General features: G+C 43.9%; 27 protein-coding genes. 4 read left to right on the plus strand and 23 right to left on the minus strand.

Annotated elements, in window-relative coordinates; translation table 11 throughout:
• Positions 1-27 precede the first annotated feature (27 nt).
• The 5 genes from C12CBH8_RS06285 to C12CBH8_RS06305 form a co-directional block, all read right to left on the minus strand.
• Complete coding sequence (locus tag C12CBH8_RS06285; protein WP_090266216.1) at positions 28-468, minus strand: PH domain-containing protein; 441 nt, start codon at positions 466-468, stop codon at positions 28-30.
• Between the two features lie 136 nt (positions 469-604).
• A complete protein-coding gene (locus C12CBH8_RS06290; RefSeq protein ID WP_215532772.1) occupies positions 605-1,165 on the minus strand; it encodes a flavin reductase family protein in 561 nt (186 codons plus the stop codon).
• On the minus strand, positions 1,162-1,872 hold the full coding sequence (locus C12CBH8_RS06295) for a dihydrofolate reductase family protein (RefSeq protein WP_215532773.1): 711 nt from the start codon (positions 1,870-1,872) through the stop codon (positions 1,162-1,164). Before C12CBH8_RS06295 ends, C12CBH8_RS06290 begins: the two co-directional genes overlap by 4 nt.
• A gap of 59 nt (positions 1,873-1,931) precedes the next feature.
• The gene (locus C12CBH8_RS06300; protein WP_215532774.1) at positions 1,932-3,686 is read right to left on the minus strand and encodes a 1-deoxy-D-xylulose-5-phosphate synthase; all 1,755 of its coding nucleotides are present in this window, start codon (positions 3,684-3,686) and stop codon (positions 1,932-1,934) included.
• Between the two features lie 3 nt (positions 3,687-3,689).
• Positions 3,690-4,070, minus strand: coding sequence for a MerR family transcriptional regulator (locus C12CBH8_RS06305; RefSeq protein ID WP_090266210.1), 381 nt, complete (start codon positions 4,068-4,070; stop codon positions 3,690-3,692).
• A 203-nt stretch (positions 4,071-4,273) separates the two neighbouring features.
• Here C12CBH8_RS06305 and C12CBH8_RS06310 point away from each other — a divergent pair, with 203 nt between their 5' ends.
• The 3 genes from C12CBH8_RS06310 to C12CBH8_RS06320 all read left to right on the plus strand — a co-directional run bounded on the left by C12CBH8_RS06310 (position 4,274) and on the right by C12CBH8_RS06320 (position 5,914).
• On the plus strand, positions 4,274-4,924 hold the full coding sequence (locus C12CBH8_RS06310) for a TetR/AcrR family transcriptional regulator (RefSeq protein ID WP_099322028.1): 651 nt from the start codon (positions 4,274-4,276) through the stop codon (positions 4,922-4,924).
• Positions 4,925-4,986: 62 nt separating this feature from the next.
• Positions 4,987-5,277 carry a hypothetical protein gene (locus C12CBH8_RS06315; protein ID WP_090266206.1) on the plus strand — a complete coding sequence of 97 codons (291 nt, stop codon included), beginning with the start codon at positions 4,987-4,989 and terminating at the stop codon, positions 5,275-5,277.
• Positions 5,278-5,380: 103 nt separating this feature from the next.
• Entirely contained in the window at positions 5,381-5,914 is a 534-nt protein-coding gene (locus tag C12CBH8_RS06320; RefSeq protein WP_215532775.1) for a methylated-DNA--[protein]-cysteine S-methyltransferase, read from the plus strand.
• Between the two features lie 43 nt (positions 5,915-5,957).
• On the opposite strand, the gene C12CBH8_RS06325 is transcribed toward C12CBH8_RS06320, so the two are convergent.
• The 18 genes from C12CBH8_RS06325 to C12CBH8_RS06405 all read right to left on the minus strand — a co-directional run bounded on the left by C12CBH8_RS06325 (position 5,958) and on the right by C12CBH8_RS06405 (position 19,807).
• Positions 5,958-6,134 carry a hypothetical protein gene (locus C12CBH8_RS06325; protein ID WP_215532776.1) on the minus strand — a complete coding sequence of 59 codons (177 nt, stop codon included), beginning with the start codon at positions 6,132-6,134 and terminating at the stop codon, positions 5,958-5,960.
• A gap of 116 nt (positions 6,135-6,250) precedes the next feature.
• On the minus strand, positions 6,251-7,444 hold the full coding sequence (locus tag C12CBH8_RS06330) for a hypothetical protein (RefSeq protein WP_215532777.1): 1,194 nt from the start codon (positions 7,442-7,444) through the stop codon (positions 6,251-6,253).
• A gap of 20 nt (positions 7,445-7,464) precedes the next feature.
• Positions 7,465-8,862 (minus strand): DNRLRE domain-containing protein, encoded by a 1,398-nt coding sequence (locus C12CBH8_RS06335; RefSeq protein ID WP_215532778.1) that lies wholly within the window; start codon positions 8,860-8,862, stop codon positions 7,465-7,467.
• A gap of 170 nt (positions 8,863-9,032) precedes the next feature.
• A complete protein-coding gene (locus C12CBH8_RS06340; RefSeq protein WP_099322032.1) occupies positions 9,033-9,530 on the minus strand; it encodes a hypothetical protein in 498 nt (165 codons plus the stop codon).
• Positions 9,531-9,998: 468 nt separating this feature from the next.
• On the minus strand, positions 9,999-10,520 hold the full coding sequence (locus tag C12CBH8_RS12030) for a site-specific integrase (RefSeq protein WP_099322033.1): 522 nt from the start codon (positions 10,518-10,520) through the stop codon (positions 9,999-10,001).
• A gap of 117 nt (positions 10,521-10,637) precedes the next feature.
• Complete coding sequence (locus tag C12CBH8_RS12035) at positions 10,638-10,913, minus strand: tyrosine-type recombinase/integrase (protein ID WP_099322034.1); 276 nt, start codon at positions 10,911-10,913, stop codon at positions 10,638-10,640.
• Positions 10,914-11,433: 520 nt separating this feature from the next.
• Positions 11,434-11,691, minus strand: coding sequence for a DUF2442 domain-containing protein (locus C12CBH8_RS06355; protein WP_215532779.1), 258 nt, complete (start codon positions 11,689-11,691; stop codon positions 11,434-11,436).
• Positions 11,692-11,791: 100 nt separating this feature from the next.
• On the minus strand, positions 11,792-12,454 hold the full coding sequence (locus tag C12CBH8_RS06360; RefSeq protein ID WP_099322036.1) for an Asp23/Gls24 family envelope stress response protein: 663 nt from the start codon (positions 12,452-12,454) through the stop codon (positions 11,792-11,794).
• A 127-nt stretch (positions 12,455-12,581) separates the two neighbouring features.
• Positions 12,582-13,181: a helix-turn-helix domain-containing protein gene (locus tag C12CBH8_RS06365; protein ID WP_215532780.1), complete on the minus strand. Its 600-nt coding sequence runs from the start codon at positions 13,179-13,181 to the stop codon at positions 12,582-12,584.
• 581 nt (positions 13,182-13,762) lie between these two features.
• Positions 13,763-14,161: a DUF4145 domain-containing protein gene (locus tag C12CBH8_RS06370; protein WP_215532781.1), complete on the minus strand. Its 399-nt coding sequence runs from the start codon at positions 14,159-14,161 to the stop codon at positions 13,763-13,765.
• A 456-nt stretch (positions 14,162-14,617) separates the two neighbouring features.
• Positions 14,618-14,857, minus strand: a complete 240-nt coding sequence (locus tag C12CBH8_RS06375) for a transposon-encoded TnpW family protein (protein ID WP_099322039.1) — start codon at positions 14,855-14,857, stop codon at positions 14,618-14,620.
• Between the two features lie 12 nt (positions 14,858-14,869).
• Entirely contained in the window at positions 14,870-15,697 is an 828-nt protein-coding gene (locus tag C12CBH8_RS06380; protein WP_099322040.1) for an ATP-binding protein, read from the minus strand.
• Positions 15,694-15,945 (minus strand): hypothetical protein, encoded by a 252-nt coding sequence (locus C12CBH8_RS12040; protein WP_425503762.1) that lies wholly within the window; start codon positions 15,943-15,945, stop codon positions 15,694-15,696. The genes C12CBH8_RS06380 and C12CBH8_RS12040 overlap by 4 nt, the downstream gene beginning before the upstream one ends.
• Before the next feature lie 34 nt (positions 15,946-15,979).
• The gene (locus C12CBH8_RS12045; protein ID WP_425503763.1) at positions 15,980-16,333 is read right to left on the minus strand and encodes a replication initiator protein A; all 354 of its coding nucleotides are present in this window, start codon (positions 16,331-16,333) and stop codon (positions 15,980-15,982) included.
• A gap of 140 nt (positions 16,334-16,473) precedes the next feature.
• Positions 16,474-16,839 (minus strand): cysteine-rich VLP domain-containing protein, encoded by a 366-nt coding sequence (locus tag C12CBH8_RS06390; protein WP_215532782.1) that lies wholly within the window; start codon positions 16,837-16,839, stop codon positions 16,474-16,476.
• Positions 16,829-18,448 carry a relaxase/mobilization nuclease domain-containing protein gene (locus C12CBH8_RS06395; RefSeq protein WP_215532783.1) on the minus strand — a complete coding sequence of 540 codons (1,620 nt, stop codon included), beginning with the start codon at positions 18,446-18,448 and terminating at the stop codon, positions 16,829-16,831. Before C12CBH8_RS06395 ends, C12CBH8_RS06390 begins: the two co-directional genes overlap by 11 nt.
• Complete coding sequence (locus C12CBH8_RS06400) at positions 18,420-18,818, minus strand: plasmid mobilization protein (protein WP_099322044.1); 399 nt, start codon at positions 18,816-18,818, stop codon at positions 18,420-18,422. Before C12CBH8_RS06400 ends, C12CBH8_RS06395 begins: the two co-directional genes overlap by 29 nt.
• Positions 18,819-19,516: 698 nt before the next feature.
• A complete protein-coding gene (locus tag C12CBH8_RS06405; RefSeq protein ID WP_215532784.1) occupies positions 19,517-19,807 on the minus strand; it encodes a hypothetical protein in 291 nt (96 codons plus the stop codon).
• A gap of 187 nt (positions 19,808-19,994) precedes the next feature.
• Between C12CBH8_RS06405 and C12CBH8_RS06410 the strand changes: the two genes are divergently transcribed.
• Positions 19,995-20,582 (plus strand): LysE family transporter, encoded by a 588-nt coding sequence (locus C12CBH8_RS06410; RefSeq protein ID WP_099322046.1) that lies wholly within the window; start codon positions 19,995-19,997, stop codon positions 20,580-20,582.

Below are 20,582 nucleotides of genomic sequence, written 5' to 3' on the forward strand. Positions count from 1 at the left end.
CTTTTACTGTATAGACAATAGCGTCATTTAGCTGTTAATCGCTTCATGATTGTGATAAGCAATCTCCTGAAGGTATCGGTAAAGCGGCTGGATATTATAGCTTTTGGGGAATTCAAACGATTTCTTGACTACTGTAACACCGCCGTTCGCTTTAAAATAAGGCGATGCAATGTATTCTATGTCAATTTCACTGTCATCTACACCGAAACCAGCTGTTTCTGCCGACACATGGATCACAGAACTCAAATTGATATAGTTTACACGCATCTTTTGTCCAGTAGCACCTTGTTTATCAAAGTCAATGATCCGCTTATTTGTGAAAAGCACTACGTCACGTACCAGTTTAAATCCGGTATTGATGACCTCACCTTCCATTAAATACATCCCGTACTCTTTCTGCAAAGCATCCGGAGTAATTTCATTTAAGTTTCCACTAAGACCATTCATCACTTTGTTCATAATTCCCATATTGGTTTCCTCCTTTTTTGCAGGTCTCTGCATTCAATATTAGCACTATGTTACTACAATATCAAGGGAAGTTTCCCAATCAATACAAACAAAAGAGACAAGTTTTGACTTGTCTCTTTTGTTTCAGTAATATATCTTATCGCAAAGCCAAACCATCCTTAAAGGCATTCCCCACCTTTTCACCCAATTGAATATATGCATTATGAAATGGATCAAATGTAATAGGAGCTGCCTTTTTCACATCCACATTTCCGTCTTGATCCAGCACACTTTCATCCACGCTGACATTGACGATCTCTCCTACTAAACGGCAGCTTTCCTCATCGTAGCTTACAAGCTTGCACTCCACGGCAATTGCCAACTCATCGATCAGTGGAGCATCCACGAACTCCGAGCGAGTGGCGTGAAAACCAGCTTTCTCAAATTTATCCGATGTATTGTTTCCCGATGCAATACCTACATAGTCGCAGGCAACTACATGGTCCGCATCCGCCATGCTGACTGTAAAGGCGCCGCGAGCTAAAATATTCTTTACCGTCTTGTGACCCGCACTGAGGCACATAGAAATCTGTGTATTTTCACTGATCCCTCCCCAAGCGGCATTCATGGCGTCTGGAGTACCATCCTCTCCATAGGTAGCCACGATAAAAACCGGCTGCGGATAAGTATAGGGTTTTGCTCCAAAATTTTTTCTCATGCTAAATCTCTCCTTTTATATCTGAGCCATACGGCCGAATCTTCTAGTGTCTTTATATTGTCCAAAATAAACGTTGTCATGATGCTGTCCATAAACAAGGGTTTATCTTCTGGTTCGCCGGTAATGGGCGCTATCACAAGGCTGAGTTCATCCACTAGATTTTCCTGTTGGAAGACCCCGTTTATAACGCTTCCTCCCTCTAAGAGTAACATATCAATACCAAACTTCATTTTCAGCTTTTCCAGTGCGGTTGCCAGATTCAACTCTGTGTCTCCGGCGAATACATAGGATACTCCTATGCTCTTTAAATAAGCAAGGTAGGCATCTGACGTATCTTCACACACCACTTCAATGATATGAGCATTGCCATATCCAGGGTCATCGTCGATGATCTTACTCGTTTTCCATCCCAGTTTGCCATGTCTGTCAAACGCAACTGCAAAATATCCAGATTTTGCATCGGCCACATAATCTTCGCGAGGGATAGTTATCCCTTGAAAAGGCGATAAATCCGGATACCAGCCGCCGGTAAAACTGCCTTCCATGGTCACTCGGCCGCAGGCAAATGCATCAGCATGAAAATCGCGGTTAATCTGGTAATAACTTTCGGTTGCGGATTGACATCCGTCGTTTGTAAGGAAATTGCCTGTGACCTTTCCATCGATGGACTGCACCATATGACAAATGATATAGGGCCGTTTTTCCATAAAAAGTTTCTCCTCTTACTACATCTGTAAAAGAATCCGCCCGCGAATGGGATTCTCTTTTACAGCAATTGTACTACATCTTCTGCAATCTGCTCTGCAGTTAAATGATTTTGTTTTAAGATTTCCTGCACATCAAAGCGATCTAAAAACTCCTTCTTTAGTCCGAAGTTGAGTACCTTGATATCGGAATCTCCATAGAATCTGGCGATCTTCTCGCCAAATCCACCGTCTAAAATGCCGTCCTCCAGGGTGATCACCACTTCATGCTCTCTTTTTAATTCCTCCAGCAATGGCTTATCCACACCGGTAATATAGTAGGGATTGACAACAGTAGGAATTGTCCCGATTTTTTGCGCGATCTTCTCGGCTGCCTTTTGACCTAAAGCATAAAATGTACCGAGGCCGATCACCGCTACTTTACTTCCCTTTTGAGTGATTTCATAACGATCCAGTTCACTAAAATCTTTCGTAACAGCTTTCCCATCGGAGGCCATGACTCCGCCGGGCAAACGAATGGCAACCGGATGCTCCGTTTGTTCCAGGCTCCATTCCAGCATAGCGAGATATTCTTCTTTGGTGGTGGGCGCCAGATAAACCAGATTAGGGATATTGGCCATCATGGGAATATCATAGATGCCAAGATGGGTCACATCGTTCATCCCATACACAGAACCTGCAAAGGTGACGATGGTAGCCGGACTGTTGTTGATGCAGAGATCCTGAGAGAGTTGGTCGAAGGTTCTCTGAATGAAGGTACTGTACACACCATAGACAGGTTTTCCTCCACCTGCTGCGATACCGGATGCCAAAGCAACTGCCGTCTCCTCTGCAATACCTACGTCTACAAACTGTCCTCCGGCTTCTTTTCTCTTTTCCTCTGTGAAGCCGAATACCGCCGGCGTCCCTGATGTAATGGCCACTACTGTCGGATCTTTTTTCATCTTCTTCAAAAGATACTGGGCCGTTACACTGGAATAATCCTCCTCATCAAAAGAGTCCAGAGGACTGCCCGTATTCACATCGAATGGACCGCAATAATGCCAGTTTTCCTTATTTTCCTCCGCTGGAGCATATCCTTTTCCCTTTTGGGTATTGATGTGCACCACCACAGGTGATGTACAATCCTTAACCTGTTGGAACGCGGCAATCAAGGTAGAAACATCATTTCCGTCCCCGACATACCGATATTCCAGTCCCATAGCTTTAAACAGATTGCACTCTGCTTTTCCATTTGTCTCACGCAACAGCTTTAAATTACCGTAAAGGCCGCCGTGATTTTCTGCAATGGACATATCGTTGTCGTTGACCACTACAATCAAATTTCCTTTTAGCTCAGATGCAAAATCCAGTCCTTCCAGCGCTTCGCCGCCGCTCAATGAACCGTCGCCAATCACAGCGATTACATTTCCACTTTCCCCTCTTAAGTCTCTTGCTTTTGCCAGTCCACAGGCAAGGCTGACAGAGGTCGAGGTATGACCCACGATGAAGTGATCGTGTTCACTTTCATGAGGATTGCTGTAGCCTGATACATCGTCGTAATGCTCCTCATAAAGATAAGCGTCTTTTCTTCCGGTCAGCATTTTGTGGGGATAGGATTGGTGGGATACGTCAAACACAATCTTATCTTTTGGGGAATCAAATACATAATGCAGCGCAATAGTAGCTTCCACCATACCAAAATTGGGGCCGAAATGACCTCCGTGTTTTGCCAATCTTGTCAGCAGTGCCCGCCGCATTTCTTGGGCCAAAAGGACTAGCTGCTCCTCATTTAATTTTTTTACATCAGCAGGTTGATTGATTGTTTCAAGAATCATAAATTACGTTTCCTCCCATGTTAACTTTCCTGTTTCAATTGCCTTTTGATACCGGGCGATCTTATAGTTTAGACGATCGAGAGTTGCATCAATTTGCTTTCTCTGTTCCAATAGATTTTCTCTTTGCTCCTGCAGAAGCTGGAGCCGTGCGGCAAAGGTGGAGTCACCCATCTGATAGAGCTTGACGTATTCAATCATCGCCTCTATAGGCAAGCCTGCACTCCTCATGCAAATGGCTAGTTCCACCCAGTTGAGATCTTTTTCTTGATAGTCCCGGATGCCGCCGGCCGTCCGGGAAACTGCTGGAATCATCCCAATTCGTTCGTAATAGCGAAGAGTATCCTGGGAAATATGATACTTCTCACTGACTTCCTTAATTGTCAAATGACCTCACCGCCTTTCTGTCCTGACGACAGTTTTCATCCTAGCACTTGGAGTGCACTCTAAGTCAAGACTTTTTTAAAGATTTTATCACATTTTTTATTTTTAGCTTTATCGCTATCATCAATGAAATTCTTCTTGACAATAGAAAGAAAGCATGCTATGTTAAATACATACTTAAAGAATGTAAGAGAAGAGACGTCTGTATGTCGAGGAATAAGTATCCGGAAGTTACCGTTGAGAGAATTTTAGCTGCAGCTAAAAAGCTGTTTTTAGAAAAGGGATATGACAAAACTACCATCCCGGATATCGTGGCAGAGCTTGGGGATCTGACCAAAGGGGCAGTATACCACCATTTTAAATCCAAGGAAGAAATTATGGACGCTCTTGGGGATAAGATGTTTTTTGATAACAACCCTTTTGATACTGTCAAAAAAAGAACCGATCTAAACGGACTCCAAAAAATCCGTGAAGTCATTAAGCTGGCTCATGCCGTCCCTGATTCAGAGGAACTCACCATTGAGGCATTGCCTCTTTTAAAAAATCCTCGCATATTGGCTGGGATGATCGAATCTGATCAAAAGATCTTCGTCCCACTGTGGCAAAAGCTCATCGAAGAGGGTGTTGCCGATGGATCGATCCATACTCAATATCCTCGGGAATTAGCCAGTCTGCTGCAAATGCTCACTGGAATATGGTTAATGCCCTCTGTCTACCCCGCGGATAAAGGAGAGTTGCTGCACCGATTCCTTTTTACAGCGGACATACTGGAAAAAGCCGGCCTTCCATTAGTAGACGATGAACTGCTTGAAATGGCACGTAACGTATTTACAAAATGGGAAAAATCATTGCCTTGAAAAAGGCAATTTATTTTACATCTATACATTCTTGAAGAATGTAAATAAAGGAGGCATTTGTAATGACTGAACAAGAATTCGATCGTAAAATTGAACATGCCGCAGAAAGATTTGAGCAAAAAATGGAAGGTGCTGCAGACAAACTGGATAAGACGGTCTCCCGCAAGTGGGAACAAAAGTCATTTCGGATCCTAATGAAAAGTATCTCATTTGCCGCTGAGATCGGTCTGATGCTGTGTTCGGGTCTTCTCTTTCACTCCGGACACAAGATGTGGGCATCCATCTGTTTTTGGTTGGGAGCCTTAGGTTTATTGTGTGATCTCTTAAGGCTGATTTTCCTTCGAAGGAAATAATATCATAAATTATTCTTATAATTCTTCAAACTGATCTTAACGCATGATTGAGATATAAGATACCATTAAAAAGAGAAAATAAAAAGTTTGGAGTGTAGAATATATGCAGTATACAGCCACATATCAGTCCCCCATCGGCAGAATTACTATGGCAAGTGACGGACAGAATTTATCAGGTTTATGGTTTGATGGACAAAAATATTTTGCGGATACCCTGTCGACTGAACATGAATTTAAAGATCTCCTAATCTTTGAGCAGACAAAACGGTGGCTTGATTTGTATTTTCAAGGTAATGTTCCGGATTTTACTCCTTCATTATATCTCAAATCCTCTCCTTTCCGACTGGCGGTATGGGATATTTTAAAGCAAATACCATATGGAAAAATCATAACATATGGAGAGATTGCCGATCTCATAGCAAAAAAACAGGGCGTTAAAACTATGTCGGCACAGGCTGTCGGCGGTGCTGTAGGACATAATCCTATTTCTATTATTATACCGTGCCATCGGGTCATAGGAAGTAATGGCAGCCTAACAGGATATGCCGGAGGTCTAGACAAAAAAATTTCCCTCCTTACCATTGAGAAAGTCGACGTGAGAAAATTTTTCATCCCTAAAAAAAGAACGGCATTATAATCATCGGATAGTAATTTGTTGAGATAATTTGCAATACACAAAATCACTTTTGTTGCAATTGATTTAGAAAATCCTGTATCTTCATCTTATAGGGATCGGTCAAAAGAGCTTTGTCATACCTGTAGTCTAAAAACACAGTATCCCCTTCTATGAGGACAATTCCCATTGTTCCTGTAGGATAATAGCCACGTTTCTCAATTTCTTCCATTCCTTTGGTCAAGAATAAAATATATTCCTTGCCTTCCTCTAGCATATTGTTGTTTAAACTGCGAGTCTTGACGAAATATTTCTCCCCTGTATAGGTTGACAATGGTTGATTTTTAAAGTTTAACTCCTTTAATTTTTTACTTCCTGATCTTCAGGCATATCCCCATTGTCAATAGCTTCCTCAATCTGCCTGAGTTTATTGTTTTGTTCCTCATAGAGAGAATAAGGGATTAAGCCATTGGGAGACTGAATTTCTATGCTTTCTTCTGCATCCCCTTTGTATACTTCCAGTACCTCCACCGGTGTTGGGAAAAAGTAATCGTCGTGTATAAGCGGAATCGTTTTATCCAGATAGGTATACCATGAAATAGTTCCACCTTTTCCTGCTCGGCATCGCAGAACCACATCGGCTTTGTCCCATGATTGGTCAATCAGGGACAATCGATTTTCCCATTTGATAGGCTCATCCGAGCCTTTGAAATTATCTTTTATGCCTGTGATGATTGGCTGAGATGTATCAGAACCTTTGACTAAATCTATAAATTCATCCAGTGGATACCATGTTGCATAGATGTCTTTATCGGGATCGTATGTGTCGTGAGGAGCTTCTATTTCACCAATATAGGATGCTTTGTCGTCTTTCAGCTGAACCACACTTTTATTCCCATTGGCAAACTTATAATCTAATTGAAGGTCAAGACCATCCACCCTTTTGATGTTTTTAAGAAAGACAACATACTCTTCCCCCTGCTCCATTATAAGGGCGTTCTCAGAGATACCCCACGCTTTCTCATCAGCATAATGGGATAATGGCTCATGCAGGTATCTTCCACGAAATGATCCTTGATTTTCAGCTGTGATTTGATCACGGACAGATCCCGGTAGATATCCAGACCCGCTGGTCACCTCTATGGTATCCCCTACCTTGACATTTCCTTTCAATACCTCGAGTACTTCTACCGGGGTATGGTAGACAAAGCTGATGGTATCATCTTCAAATATAAGAACAGAAAAGCTCTGCTGTCCAAAAGATTTGCATCGTAAAATGAAATCGGAATCTTCTATCGCCTCCATCAGAGATCCTGGAGCTCTTCCAAACTCAGGTTTAACAACATCACCGCCACCTGTTGATTTTTCTGGATCGATAAAGAGTGAAGCTGTGTCAAAATACTCTTGTGAACTTGAATCCGTTTGGTTTCCTGCTTCGCCTGAGGAAGATGGTGTATCGGGCGATTCCATGGAACTGGATATCGATTTTGACATACATGATCCAAATAAAACGGAAAGAACTATGATTAGAGCCAGCCATCTTGCGTGCTTCATCCTAACGCATCCTTTCAAATTTATAGATAACCATACAGTTTTTTTACTCCAATAATATCCGCTCCTTGAGGATAATAAACCTTTCTAAAGCCATTGTCCCACTGGGTCATAAGCGCATAGGGATAGTCCATATGCTGTAAACCTAAGGCATGCCCAAATTCATGAGCCATGGTACCTTGCGTGTCAAAATGATCCATTCTATTGCTGATATAACTTTGATTTAAAAAGATGTTGGCATAATCCCAGCTACTCTCGGATGCCGATACTCTTTTGGTATTACCCGTCGCTAATTTGATAAAGAGCTGTGTATTCGCTGATTCACTGCTTCCTGGAGGATTTTCGAAAGCATATGATCTATCAAAGAAGGAAACAGTAGCTCCCGCCGAACTATATACCCGATAAAAATTTACATTTACTGAATTATTTTGTAAGATATATTGCCAAGAATTGATGGCATTTACGATGGCAGTAGTGTTAGCACTATTTATTGAGGAGTGGATATAATAGCTGACATTTTTAATATCACCATATAGCATGTGACCGGAATAATATAGATATGGTTTCCCACGAACAGTATAATGCACTTCTATGTATGGTCGGCTGGAAGCACCGGAATAGTTCCCGGAATACATCTGGTTCCAATCCTGATAGGTTTCATCTGTGGATTTAAACATTAGGCCATGATACTTTCCCTTTTCGGTGTAGTATCGCTCTGGCTGGTCGTGTACCCAAATCTGATGGCGTTCCACACCAAACGCAAAACTATCTCCATAATAAGTATAATTCATGTTATTATGTTTATCCCAAGTGATAGTATCTGGTGACCAATCGCTGTCTATGCCGTATTCTTGAATATTGATAGTAGTTGTAGTGCCATTGACTAAGGTAAGATGAAGGTAGCTATGTTCATCTTGATCACTATTTGGATCCTCAAGACAGTATCCTGCCGGAAGCTCCGGAAGTTTACGGATTTTTAAAAACGCACGATAAACTTGTCCGTTTTGAACCCCTACTTTCCAGCTGATCTCTCCCCAATGCTGCTTGGCATAGTCCCCTGGATGAACGTAAGTATCGTCAATATTACTGGTAGACTGGGAACTGTTCGAAATTTCATAATCCAATAGGAGGCTTCCTACCCTGTCCGGCGATGAAATCCACTCTTTATCCAAAGTAAGAATTACATCATAGCCTATCTCAGTCTCTACCAGCTCAACACCAATGTTATGGCATTCTTCCAAGTTCTCATCATACATAAAAGGGGCTTTGATATAAAATTCCTCTTCCCCTGTTTCAGGATCATACACAGTAATGGATTTATCCTCATTAAGCCTGGCAGGAAGGCCCTTCGTATCTAGATTTAAAATATAACAGTCTTCTTCTGGTACATTGTTTAATACGATTTCTCCATTAACATGCAAGCAATCCATCGTATACCGGATATTGGTCTCTGGCAGTACAGACTCATACATTACCTGAGAAGTAATATTGTCTGGTGTGACAATTTCATCCTGTGGGTCAGTAGCTGCTGGAATTCCAAAAGGCTGTATTTCTGATTCTTCTTTTGTAAGTACTTTTGCCTCTGCTGGAGCTACTCTTTCCTTTCCAAAAGAACTGATGGTGCATTGCCTTGACTGCGTTGATAAACATAGTTTTCTGGCATAACAGCCGCTTGAATGGAATAGGACATTGTGCGTTCTCCATTATCAACTGTGATCAAATCTTCCTGTACAGTGCTCTGTGCCAACTCTACACCAAAGGGACTATCTCGATTTTCCAGTATAGCATTGCCTTCTTCGTCCATTTGTGGAACCATAGTATTATCAATATCTCTCCACTGTCCTTCTTCGTTCTGATAGTGAACCACATCACTATAGGCCACCGCTATCATTTCTTGTGCATCTGGATCATCATCTTCTAAAATGAAATGTTTTTCATACTCCCCGCGAAGACTAGTATCTTCCCCAATAATACGAGGTGTCTTCTCAATACCGGATGACGTATCGTTTGCTGATGCAGGGAATACCAGTGGTTGTATGAGTAGGAGTGCTCCTATACATACCGCAATCAATCTTTTTTCATAATACAATTCCCCTCTCCTCATTTTTAATTATAATAAACTATTTTTTCATTAAAATCAATTTGATTTTGTTCTATAAATCATATTATTGTAAGAATACAGAATAGTTTTTTACATTTCCTTGGAATCTCTTGCAAGCTATACTATATTGGATTTAAAATGGATTTTTATTCATATCTTTGCCTCTTTACTTTATCAAACAGATCCATTTGTATAGATTGTTTGCTTCTTCTTTAAGATATGTGTTTATTTTCTCCCTTTTTGCTGTCATTTCCTTCCTGGGAATGTGAATTAAAATATAGTACAACTGTCGTAGTAACCAGAATACTTATTTTCAGATAAATTTTTTTAAATAAATACCATGAGAATTCCCATTTCTATACCCTACTAGATCGCATGAAATTGGGACTTTTTCATTTCGTAAATAGCTGTGTTGCGGCGAAAGACGAGCTGAAATGTCGTATTAAATCCAAACTGTTATAGAACATCCTTTAACGCTTCCCGCAATGTATCGATCTCATTGTAAACATAGATTTCACTGGTCATTTTGACGTCTTTATGCCCCATTATCTTCTGGATTGTGTAGATGTCTACTCCAGCACGGCGCAATCTCGTACCGTATGTATGCCTTAACTCATGCGCCGTCAGCATTGGTATTTCCGGATAATCTCGATGGAGAGCTATCATGAAACGTTTTAAGCATTGAGACCACGTATCCGGATGTTGAGGCCTTCCATCCCACCCAGGGAACAAATACCCAGATGATTGGCATCTCCATTTCAATATGGTAATGGCTCTATCCGATAATGGATTGGTTCTGTAGCTCTCCCATTTGGGCGGGTTAATTAGTACCCCGCTCCCTTGTTTATCAGCAATGGATCTGTTAACCGATAGTGCTTTATGCACTACATTTATGTCTTGACTAGACAATCCCAAGAGTTCCCCACGACGCACTCCCGTCTCTAGTAGTACAATTGTTAGCTCATACTCTTCTACGATTCTACGATCTCAATCTGCTCATCTGTATAGACACGTTTTACTGTCTTCTCTGCAATCGATGTATAAGATACTCGTTTTGCAGGATTTTTATAGCATAGATCGTTGTCGATGACCGTTTCAAAAATACCATTTAAACACATATACATTTGACAACATAGATTTAGACATATGTGCTTTACTGGCAAAGAATTCTTTGATATTGACAGGATGTATTGACGTAATAGGCACATTGCCAAAATAGGACAGCAACTGTTTTTTGATCGTGTGTTCATAGGTGATACGGTAGGTATTTTCGTCTACCTCTCCCCTTTTGTAAGTTTCCAACCACCTGATCGCCCACTGGCCGAAGGTGACGTCTTTTTCTACAAACGTGTTTCCGGTCAGATTGGCGATCTATATCCTGGATATACTTCTGCCCTTGTCGGCGGGCATCGTCCTTACTGACATGGCTGTAGAATGATCTGCGGATAGGACTGCCATCCATCTTTTTCCCTACGGTCATCTCGGCTTCATAGAGACTATCTGCCCGGTTTGGCTGTTCCTTTTCTTTCTTGGCATTGTACCTTACCTCCTAAAAATGGGCATAACAATACCCGGGACTTGATATCCCGGGCCTGTTTGTGGTACAATGTATTTGTGAAATCATTGTCCCCAGATAGGCCCAGGCTTATCCACCAGCCGTTCTCCCGCGCCAACAGGAGGGCGGCTTTTTTATTTCTGGGGCACAATCTCTAATGTGTACCTCAATTTCGCAATTATCTTCAAAAAGGTGTTAATCTGCGGAGTTCTTTTATGCGTCTATTACTGATTGGGGCACCCCACATGCTATTGCGAGATCCTTTTGGGTTATACCTTTCGATTTGTGTATTTCTGCGAGCTGATCCAATAAGGCGTCACATTTGCTTTGCATTTTCTACCCCTTCCATTTTAATTCTCCATTATCCCACAATTCTTCGCAGGACAGATCTATATCCTCATTCCAACAGATTCCACACCCACCAGCATCAACATATACTTGTTGGAATAACCCTTCAATACTCTTTAGGGCTTGAAATGCATCCCAGCGGGAAAACAAGGGATTAACATCATACTTTTTCTGCTCTCCGCACTCGAACATGATGGATAATTTATAATCCGGCAGCGGATTTACCGATTTAATTTTATGAAACATATTTTCTCTCCTTTCTTAACGGAGGCTCCCTCCGCTGGAATAACAGCGGAGGGAGCTTCACAAATTACGCGCTCTTAACGAGCCACCCTCTTTATGTACTTTAATAGCATTTATCACAAGGCTCATACCTCTTTTTTGCTTCTTCTAAGGAGATTGGTGTTCCATTTTTCATTCTACCGCAATTGGGTCTTTTATGATATTTCTCTCCCGTCTTTGAAATATACACCGTTGTGGAGGTTTCTTCCGCTTTAGAAACGGTTTCTTTAACAGGTGCTTTCGATGGTGCGACAAGATCTTCTGTTGCTGGAACTTCTGATGGTGCTACAGGTTCATCTTTAACTGGAGCCTCAGACGGTACTACTTCTTCCACTTCAGATACTATCTCTTCTGGTTCTGAAGAAACTACTGCACTGGATTCTGGCATACTAGGTGCTTTCGAAGATACCACTCTGCTGGATACAGATGTTTTTGAACTTGCTTTTGCCGTCGTCCAGCTGGACGATACTGCCGAAGACTCTGGTGTTGTAGAGGCTGGTTCAACCTTATTGTCTGTCATGACTCCAATAAAGATCACCAGCGATACTACGAACACTGCCGCTCCAGCCCCCAATATCTTCTTGTCCACATTTCTCTGATTCTTTCGGCACCAAAGCCAATAAATCAAGATTCCGATAGGCGCTGCAACCCATCCAATGACCAGTAGAATACATGCTCCTATAATACCCAGAAGCACTTTCCACCACGTTTTGTTCTGCCCTCTCATTTTGTCTCCTCCTATAATTGACTTCCTTTGTCAAGAAAGTATAATGATTTCGGAGGATGTAAATGCATAATCGGCTTTTCTTTCTCCGCTTCCCTGTTTAGAGATTCCCGCTCTAAACAGGGATTTTTTATTGTTCGTCTTTTTGATTTAAGCAATCTTCAATTGCCAAGCCGACTTCCGAATCAGTGGGCTGGGCAACCTTTAACTCTCGTTCTTGTCCAACCGTGAAACCCAACTCTTCCAGCTTTTCATACACTTCTCGTGTCACCAGGTCATAACTGACTATCTTACCGTCAGAGTCGTACACCGCTACTTGCACTACATCTGCGTTGTCTTCCCTTTCTCTAGGTGATACAACTTCACAATTCTTTTCCCCTTTTTTGCCATCCTCTTGGGGTTTCTCCTGTTCGGTGGCTTCATTGCTGAGAATATAATCGGTGTACTTATCTACATTGTCTTTACCAGTTTCACTCAGGGACTGGTATTTTTTTATATGTTCCTGGTCCCTGGATGGCATATGCATACTAACCGAAGAAGTGTCATCAAAATCATCCAACTTACATTCTAATGCTCTGGCAAGGGCTATAACCGTATCCAGATTAGGATTTGTAGTGATTCCCGCACTTATTTTTTTGATGGTGCTGATCGGTATTTCTGATTTAATCGCTAAATCTTCAATAGTCATGCCTTTTGCCTTTCGCAACTCTGTAATTTTTTCTAACCCCATGGGATCACCTCTTATCCTTAATATAAGCTAAAATAATGCCCTTGTCAAGAATAAAAGTTCCTATATTGGTACTTTTATTTTCAAAATAGTATTGAAAAATTCTTTTTATGGTACTACACTCGAATTAAGGTTCCAACGTTGGTATTTTAATTGAGAGGTAATTGTATGAGGTTCGCGTATTGGAAAAATTTGATAGACAAGCGAGGCGTAAAAAGGTCAGTAAGCGTTCGTCATTTAAAAATTTCTGAAAGAGCATTACGCTACAAAATCGAAGGGGCTAGTCCTTTCATTTGGGATCAAGCATGCATTATCCGAACAAATTTTCCCAAATATGAATAAGGACGTACTATTTCGAGGCCAGATCAAGTCAGCTAAAAGGAAGGAGAAATATGGATGAAACACGAAGAAATTAAAAGAGCTGTCCTTCCCAAGGGTATAGACAGCACACGGGTAACTCAAGTAATAGAAACTTGATCAGTTATAGGGCGGGGAACATCAGAAGACCCTGTCAGACGGATTATTCCATACTGGGACTTTGAAGGAAATCTGCTTTGGTCAACAGACGAGTGAGAAACGACAAACTACTTTGGATCTATAGAGAGAGCTTCCTCAAAAGTAAGTTCGGATTCTATATATCTCAATAATGCATGGATAAACTTTTTCATCGAAGAAATATCAAGATTATCATGCTTTTTTATGTAGTGACTTTCATCATTTCCAATCCAAGTCGCACGTTCAGCTAGAATTTTAACCCTTTCGTCTTCAATGCGTTTGATGCATTTCCCGAGAGGTTCAAGTTTGATCTTCTCTGCATCATTAGGGTTTTTATGAATGAAATAATCCTTGACTAAAAACTCTAAAGCTTTTCGGTAACCCAATCCACATATTTCTAAAAGTTGCATTTGTTCCGCCTCATTAGCTTGTTGCATTATGCTGCAAAACGAGGGAGATAACGACTCTATAGATTTCTCAAATTTCATAGGTAATACTTCTGCGGGACAAATATGGTAGGCCACGTTGTCTATGTCATCTATGGAGTAAAAAGTCGTAAAAAAGTTCTCACAGAACGAGCAAAATAGATCAAGTACTAGGATCTTGTAGTTGTTTTTCACGTGATAAAAAGAAGCTAAGATATCTGGCTGTACAGCGGTATGACACCGAGGACAAACTGTAGGAATGTCAACCTGATAGTCGAATATAGGATCAATATTAGTAAGATTGTTTATAGCAGCTTTAAGTGTCGTAGTAGTGCAAATTCTTGTTCTCTCAAACAATTTCCGGGCAAAACAAAAAAGCCGCAAGAGCGCCCATTTCACTAGGCTTCCTACGGTTTTTCTTATGGTATGAGTGGTGATACAGAACTTTTTGAAAAAACCTAGTAATATCAGGGGTTTGCAGGCATCCGAACAGAAAAATATCTTGTATATCCCCTTATTTTAGGGCGGCTGTTTTGAAGCAGCCACCCTTTTCTTAACGCCCAAAATATATGACGGTTTTTGCGTAGCGGCTTCGGCTTCCAAGACCTTCGCCATTTTATCGGCGGCGTTTTCCTTTCCGTCTTTCTTGAAAAACCCGGACACGACAAGGACGGAGTTGCCTATGCGGATCTCCGTCACGCAGTCGGCGGGGGCGGTGCTTCTCATGCTCTGCCTGATATGCTCTTTTTTATCTGTCATAGGCTTCTCCTTTCACTTCAGCAGTTCTTTTAGCCGTTCCATTTTCTGCTGGGCGGCGGCTCTGCGTATGTTCTCCCCGGTAAAGAATACCGGCACGCACATTTCCAGCAGACGGTCATAGATACGGGCATGGGCGGTGTCCTGCGGGTTTTGCAGGTTGTCCGGCGTGAGGTTTGTGGTAACGATTAAGGGCTTTTCGCTGCGGCTTCTGCTGTCAATCACATGGTAGACCTGCTCTAAACCGTACTCTGTGCCGCGCTCCATGCCAAAATCATCAAGGATAAGCAGGGGGTAGCTACAAAGACGGGAAATGTATTCGTTCCTGCCCTCAAAGCCGGCGGCAAGGTCGTTGAGGACAACGGCAAAGTTTGTCATTTTAACGGGGATTTCCTGCTCCATGAGGGCGTTTGCAATACACCCGGCAAAATAGCTCTTGCCTGTGCCTACCTTGCCCCACAACAGAAGTCCGCCGTTTTCAGCCTGCATTTGCTCCCAACGCTTTACATACTTTCTTGCCATAGGGAGCTGCGGGCATTTCCCGTTGTCATTCTCAAAAGTCCAGCGGCGCATAGCTGTGTCGGTAAAGCCCTTGCGTTTCAAGTCCTCTACGGTGTCAAGGTGCTTTCTGCGCTGCTCGGCGGCTTCACGCTCCATGCGCTCTGCCCTGCGGCATTTACATTCTGCCGGGTGGCGGTCACGCCCGAACAGGGCAATCTTATCAGCAGGGAAATAGGCTTCTTTCGGTGTCCGGCACTTGCCGCAGTAAAGCAGTCCGTCCTCGCCCTTGTAGTCCTCCGGCTCTGCTGCGGTATCAAATATCTTTTCAAAATCATTTGTCATAAGCTCTCACCCTCCTTGTAGGTGTAATCGGGTATGCCCTTTGTCGGCTTCTCCCGTTCGTACCATCTCCGCAGGGTAGCGGCATGGTCGGCGTATTGTTTGCCCTCGGATTTGATGTAGCCGGATAACTCATCTATCAGCCTGTCAATACCGGGGATTTCTTTTTTCAGTTCTTCGTATTCGTCCTGCAAGAGAAACACATTCCCATATTTGCCAAAAGCGGCGGGGGCTTCTTTACTCTCTCTCATGTTACTAATACTCAAGTTATTCTTACTCAAGTTATTAGGGGATAGTTTCCTGTCCGTCCGGCAGCTTCACATAAATACGGTTTGGCTCGGAAAAGCCCTGCCGCTTCCTCTCAATCAGTTCTGCCGCCTCCAGCTCGTTCAGGGCGGTCTTGACGGTCATGTGGCTGCGGTTAATCGCTTCTGACAGTTTCTCTATGGGGAACACAAGGTAAATCCTGCCCTGTTCGTCTGTCCATTGGTTGGATTTGGACAAATTCGCCCTGTCAAGCAGCAGGATATAGAGCAGCTTTGCAATCTGCGTGAGGTCTGCGGCAAGCAGGAAACGGGGATAGGGAATATAAGGCGGCAGCTTGCTTTCTGCGGTCATATACTTGGTTATGGTAATCACCTCTTTTCTGCGGTGGCTCTCTGCGTTTTCTGTTACGCATGAAAAGGCGTTTTTTGAGGGAAAAGGATAAATCTATCGCATACCCTTTGAGCGGCGTTTGAAAAGCCTTGATTTTACTGGGTTTTTCAGGGGTACTTTTTCTACGGTCTGCCCCTGTTCCTCGCCGCCCATTCCCGTTTCTTCCGGCGTGTCCGTCTGGCGGCGCACTCCGGGCAGTAGAGGGTGTTGTGCCTTGGCGGGGAAAAGCTGCGCCCGCACTCCCCGCAGCGCCTTAGCCCATGCCGGGCGGGGAAAAGGACGGCGGCAAGGTCTTTGTCAAGGGGCAGTACGGCAATCCTGAACCACTTGCAGAGCAGGGAGTAGGAAATGCTCTGGACGCACACGCAGCCCTCGCCGTCGTCCAGTAAAATACAGTTGCCGCCGTCATAATTGCAGCACTCATGCACAAGGCGGCACATTTTGCGGTATTGGGTGTAGTTCATTCTCGGCAGCGGTCTATCGTTCATGGCTCTGCTCCTTTCTGCGGCTCGGCTGGCGGTATAGCTTCTGCGCGTTCTGCTGTGCGGTAAACAGCCGCTCATGGGCTGCCTTTGCTTCCCGGTATTCGTTGTAAAGGGCGTTTTTCTTTGAAATCAAGGCTTCAATCTCGGCGTTCAGCTTGTCCCGTGAGGGCAGCTTGTTACCGGGGTGCAGTTCTCTTAACTTCCGCTTTGCCGCTTCGTAAATGATAAAATCCGCTTCGTTGGCTTGATAATAGCGGTCTGCTTTTTTGCCTTTCAGCTTTCTGTGTTCATCAACGGTGGGGCGGGTGCGGCGGTAATCATTAGCGGCTTTCCGCAGCTCCTTCTTTGCGGCAAGAGCGGCTTCAACGGTTTTGAGCGCCTCCCGCTTCTCGGATAAGGTTTCCCTTGCGGCTTTTTCGGCTGCGTCCAGCCTGTCGGGGTCAAGCAGTTCATTTTCCGTGAGGAAGTTATGGGTAGCCGCCATCTGTTTGAGGTTGTGTACTGCCGCCCAGCGGTCATAGCCTGCGCCCTTGCCCTCGGCCCGCTTGGCTTCCCGGTCAACCATGCGCTGCAATCCGTTCTCTTTCGGTGCGGTTTTTGCGGTTTTTTCTTCCTGCAAGCGTCCTCTCTGGGTGCTGTGGTGTTCGGGTATGGCTGTGGTCTGTTCGGCGGCTCTGTGGGCGTTCTGCGTGAGCAGGGCAAGGACAGCAGCCTTGTCAAAATCGTCCCCCAGCTTCCTCGCCGTGATGGGCTTCGTCCTGTCGGGTGTGAGGTAACTAAGCCGCCCCCGGCTCTCCTTGACGGTCACGCCCTGTTGCAGAAGCAAAGCGGAAAACTCGTCAAAGGTGGTTGCCCGGTCAAGGGCTTTCCGTATCGTCTGCCGCAGCTTCGCCTTGTCCGTTTCAAACTTGGTCTGCTTCACGGGCTGCCCGGTGGCTGCAAGGGCGGCGTTCTCTTTGTCAAGGGCAAGCTGCCCTTTCTTCTGCGCCCAGTATTCACGCTCGGTAATGCGGTTTTTGCTCCCATGCAAAAGGTCAATCTGATAAAGGTTTTCCCGGTGGCACATCTCCATGACTTCGCTCTTGAAATATTCCATGGCTGCGTCTGTGCAGCGGTGCTTGCAGCCCTCCAGTGTGTCGGCTGGTCTGTCCATGTAGGGCAGAAGCGGGACGGATTCTATGCGCAAGCTGTTTATGACGATATGAATGTGGATATTGCCGCTGTGGTTATGCCCGTCCGGGTGTGTGCAGACAAGGGCTTGGTGTCCGGGGAAATGGTCGGTGCAGAATTGCTCTCCCAACTGTTGCGCCCGGTCTACGGTCAAGCCGTTGTCCGTCCCGTCCCGTGGGTCAAAGCTGATGATGTAGTGGTGGCTTTTCACATCTTCCCGTTTTTGGTTTTTGCCATAGCGGAGATTGGAGCGCATACAGGCAACGGCAAAATCCTCGCCCCCGCAGTTAAGGGCGGCTATGCGGTAATCCTCCCTCGGCACAAGCCGCCCGCTTTCGTCAAGGGTGGGCTTCATGGAAAACTCGTCGTGCTGGAAAGTGAGGTATTTCTCGGCGGCTCCGTAATCAGCATTTTTAGAGCTGATATGTTTGAATGTTGCCAACGGCTTCACCTACTTTCTGCAAGACTTCAAATTTGAGGGCGGCAAGGTCGGAAATGGCGGCTTTCACATCACCGGGCAGGGCGTGGTAATGCGTTCCGTATTCGTTCAGATAGCGGGCAATCTGATTGAGGTTGCTCCCGATCTTCCCGTATTCTGCGGTCAGCTTCCCGATAGCGGACAGCAGCTCCTCATTGACCGGGGAAACGGTAATGACGGGGGTAATTCTCGACTTCATAAGGGCCTGCCGGATATACTCGGACTGGCTCATCTGACAAAGGGTAACACGCTCGGAAAACTCGCTGTATTCTTCCTCTGTCAATCGTGTTTTGATTACCCGGCTGCGGTGGGGCGTGTTGTATCTCTTTCGCATGGTCGTTGACCTCCTTTCTGTGCGTGGTGTCCTCTCACTAATAGGAGAAAAACAGGGGGTAAAGCGGAACTGTTTTTGAAAAATCCGAAAAAATATTTTGAGGGATTTTTCAGCGGCGTAAGCCGCATAAGCAGGGTTTGGGGAAGGCACTCCCCAACAAGATTCCCGCAGGGGCAAAATGAGCGATAAGCGAATTTTGGTACTGCGGTAGAATCTTGCTCTTAGAAACTCACGCTTTCCCCGCCCTCTATCCCTGCTACAATTCGCAAAGGGCATTTTGGCTTGTTTCCGTAAATATGACGATTGCGGCGGCTCGTCCTGCCCGCTTTCCGCTGTCTGTTTTCCCGTTCACTACCCACACCACATGAAAATCCGATTTTGCCAACTCTGCGGGCTGGATTCCAAAAAATTTCTGTTTAGTCTTTTACACGGACAGTTTTGAAATTTGCCAAAGAGTAGGACAGGATTTTTGAAAATGGGCGCAAAAAAGCAGCAAACCTTTTTCAGATTTACTGCTTGTATGTGCCGCTGTGATGGGCGGCGGGTATTTCGTTTTAATGATGAAAAGAGGGCGATAGCACTCTGGGCTATCGTCCTCTTGGCTGCCTGTCAGCAAAGGCAGGCGTGGCTGTCAATAGCGGGCGAAGCCCGTTCATCTTGCTATTGACTGGCTCGGCTGGATTTGCTATTTTGCAAAATTACGCAACCGTATAAATTTTCACATCAGGTTCAGCACTCCAGAGCGGTTTTAATCCAACAAATACATCATTCTTGAACATGTCACTTGAAAGATATGCCTGTGCGTGTTCTACGCTGTCGAACCCGTGAAGTACCTGTACGTCCTCGTCACGAATGAGTAAGTCCTTGGTTAAAGCTCCCTCAATCGTATCAAGGAATGGCTGGCGATAGTCGGTATAAACCTTTGCCGCTGCCGGACGTTTTTCCGCATCAATCTTCATTGTGATTTCCAAATAAGCCTTTACATTCATTGTGATATCTCCTTTGCATGATTTTTATTTGCTCCTGTGAGCTTGGTAATATCATAGCATTTCAGCTCAATCTATAAAAGATATTGGTTGTTTTATAAGTTGCTAATAATTTTCATAGTAACTTGTCTTATGAGGGTTTTCCCTGTATAATAAAACCGCGTTGAATATCAGATAGGAGTGTGCAGAAATGACTTTATCTCTTTTGGGGACAATGCTTGGATATATGACAGTAAGTTCCTATACGCCCGGACCAGGTAATATTCTGGCTATGAATACAACAACAAAATTTGGCTGGAAAAAAAGCAAGCGATTGATTTTGGGTATTTGCTGTGGATACCTGTGTGTGCAATTTTTATGCACACTGACACTTTACTGTTTAAACCATGTTTTAGAGCCAGCTCTTGCTATATTAAAATATATTGGAGCTGTTTATATGTTGTGGCTGTCATTTCATATCATTCGCAGCCATCCGCAAACAACTACGCAAGAGAAAACACCAACTTTTCAGACTGGGTTTCTTTTGCAATTAGTTAATGTTAAAATATATTTTTATATTATGACATTATTAACTGTTTACCTAATTCCAAATATTAAGAGCTTAGTGGGACTTTTTGTTTCGGGAATTGGCATTGTTTCCTTTGGAAGTATTGCCTGTCTTGCATGGGCTGCTCTTGGACTCCAATTACAGGGAACCTACGTCAAACATTTTAAAATCATCAATTTCATTCTCGGTCTGTTCTTACTCTACTGCGTATGGAATATTATAAGGAGTTAA

This window comes from Solibaculum mannosilyticum (assembly GCF_015140235.1).
GTDB classification, from domain to species: Bacteria; Bacillota; Clostridia; order Oscillospirales; family Acutalibacteraceae; genus Solibaculum; species Solibaculum mannosilyticum.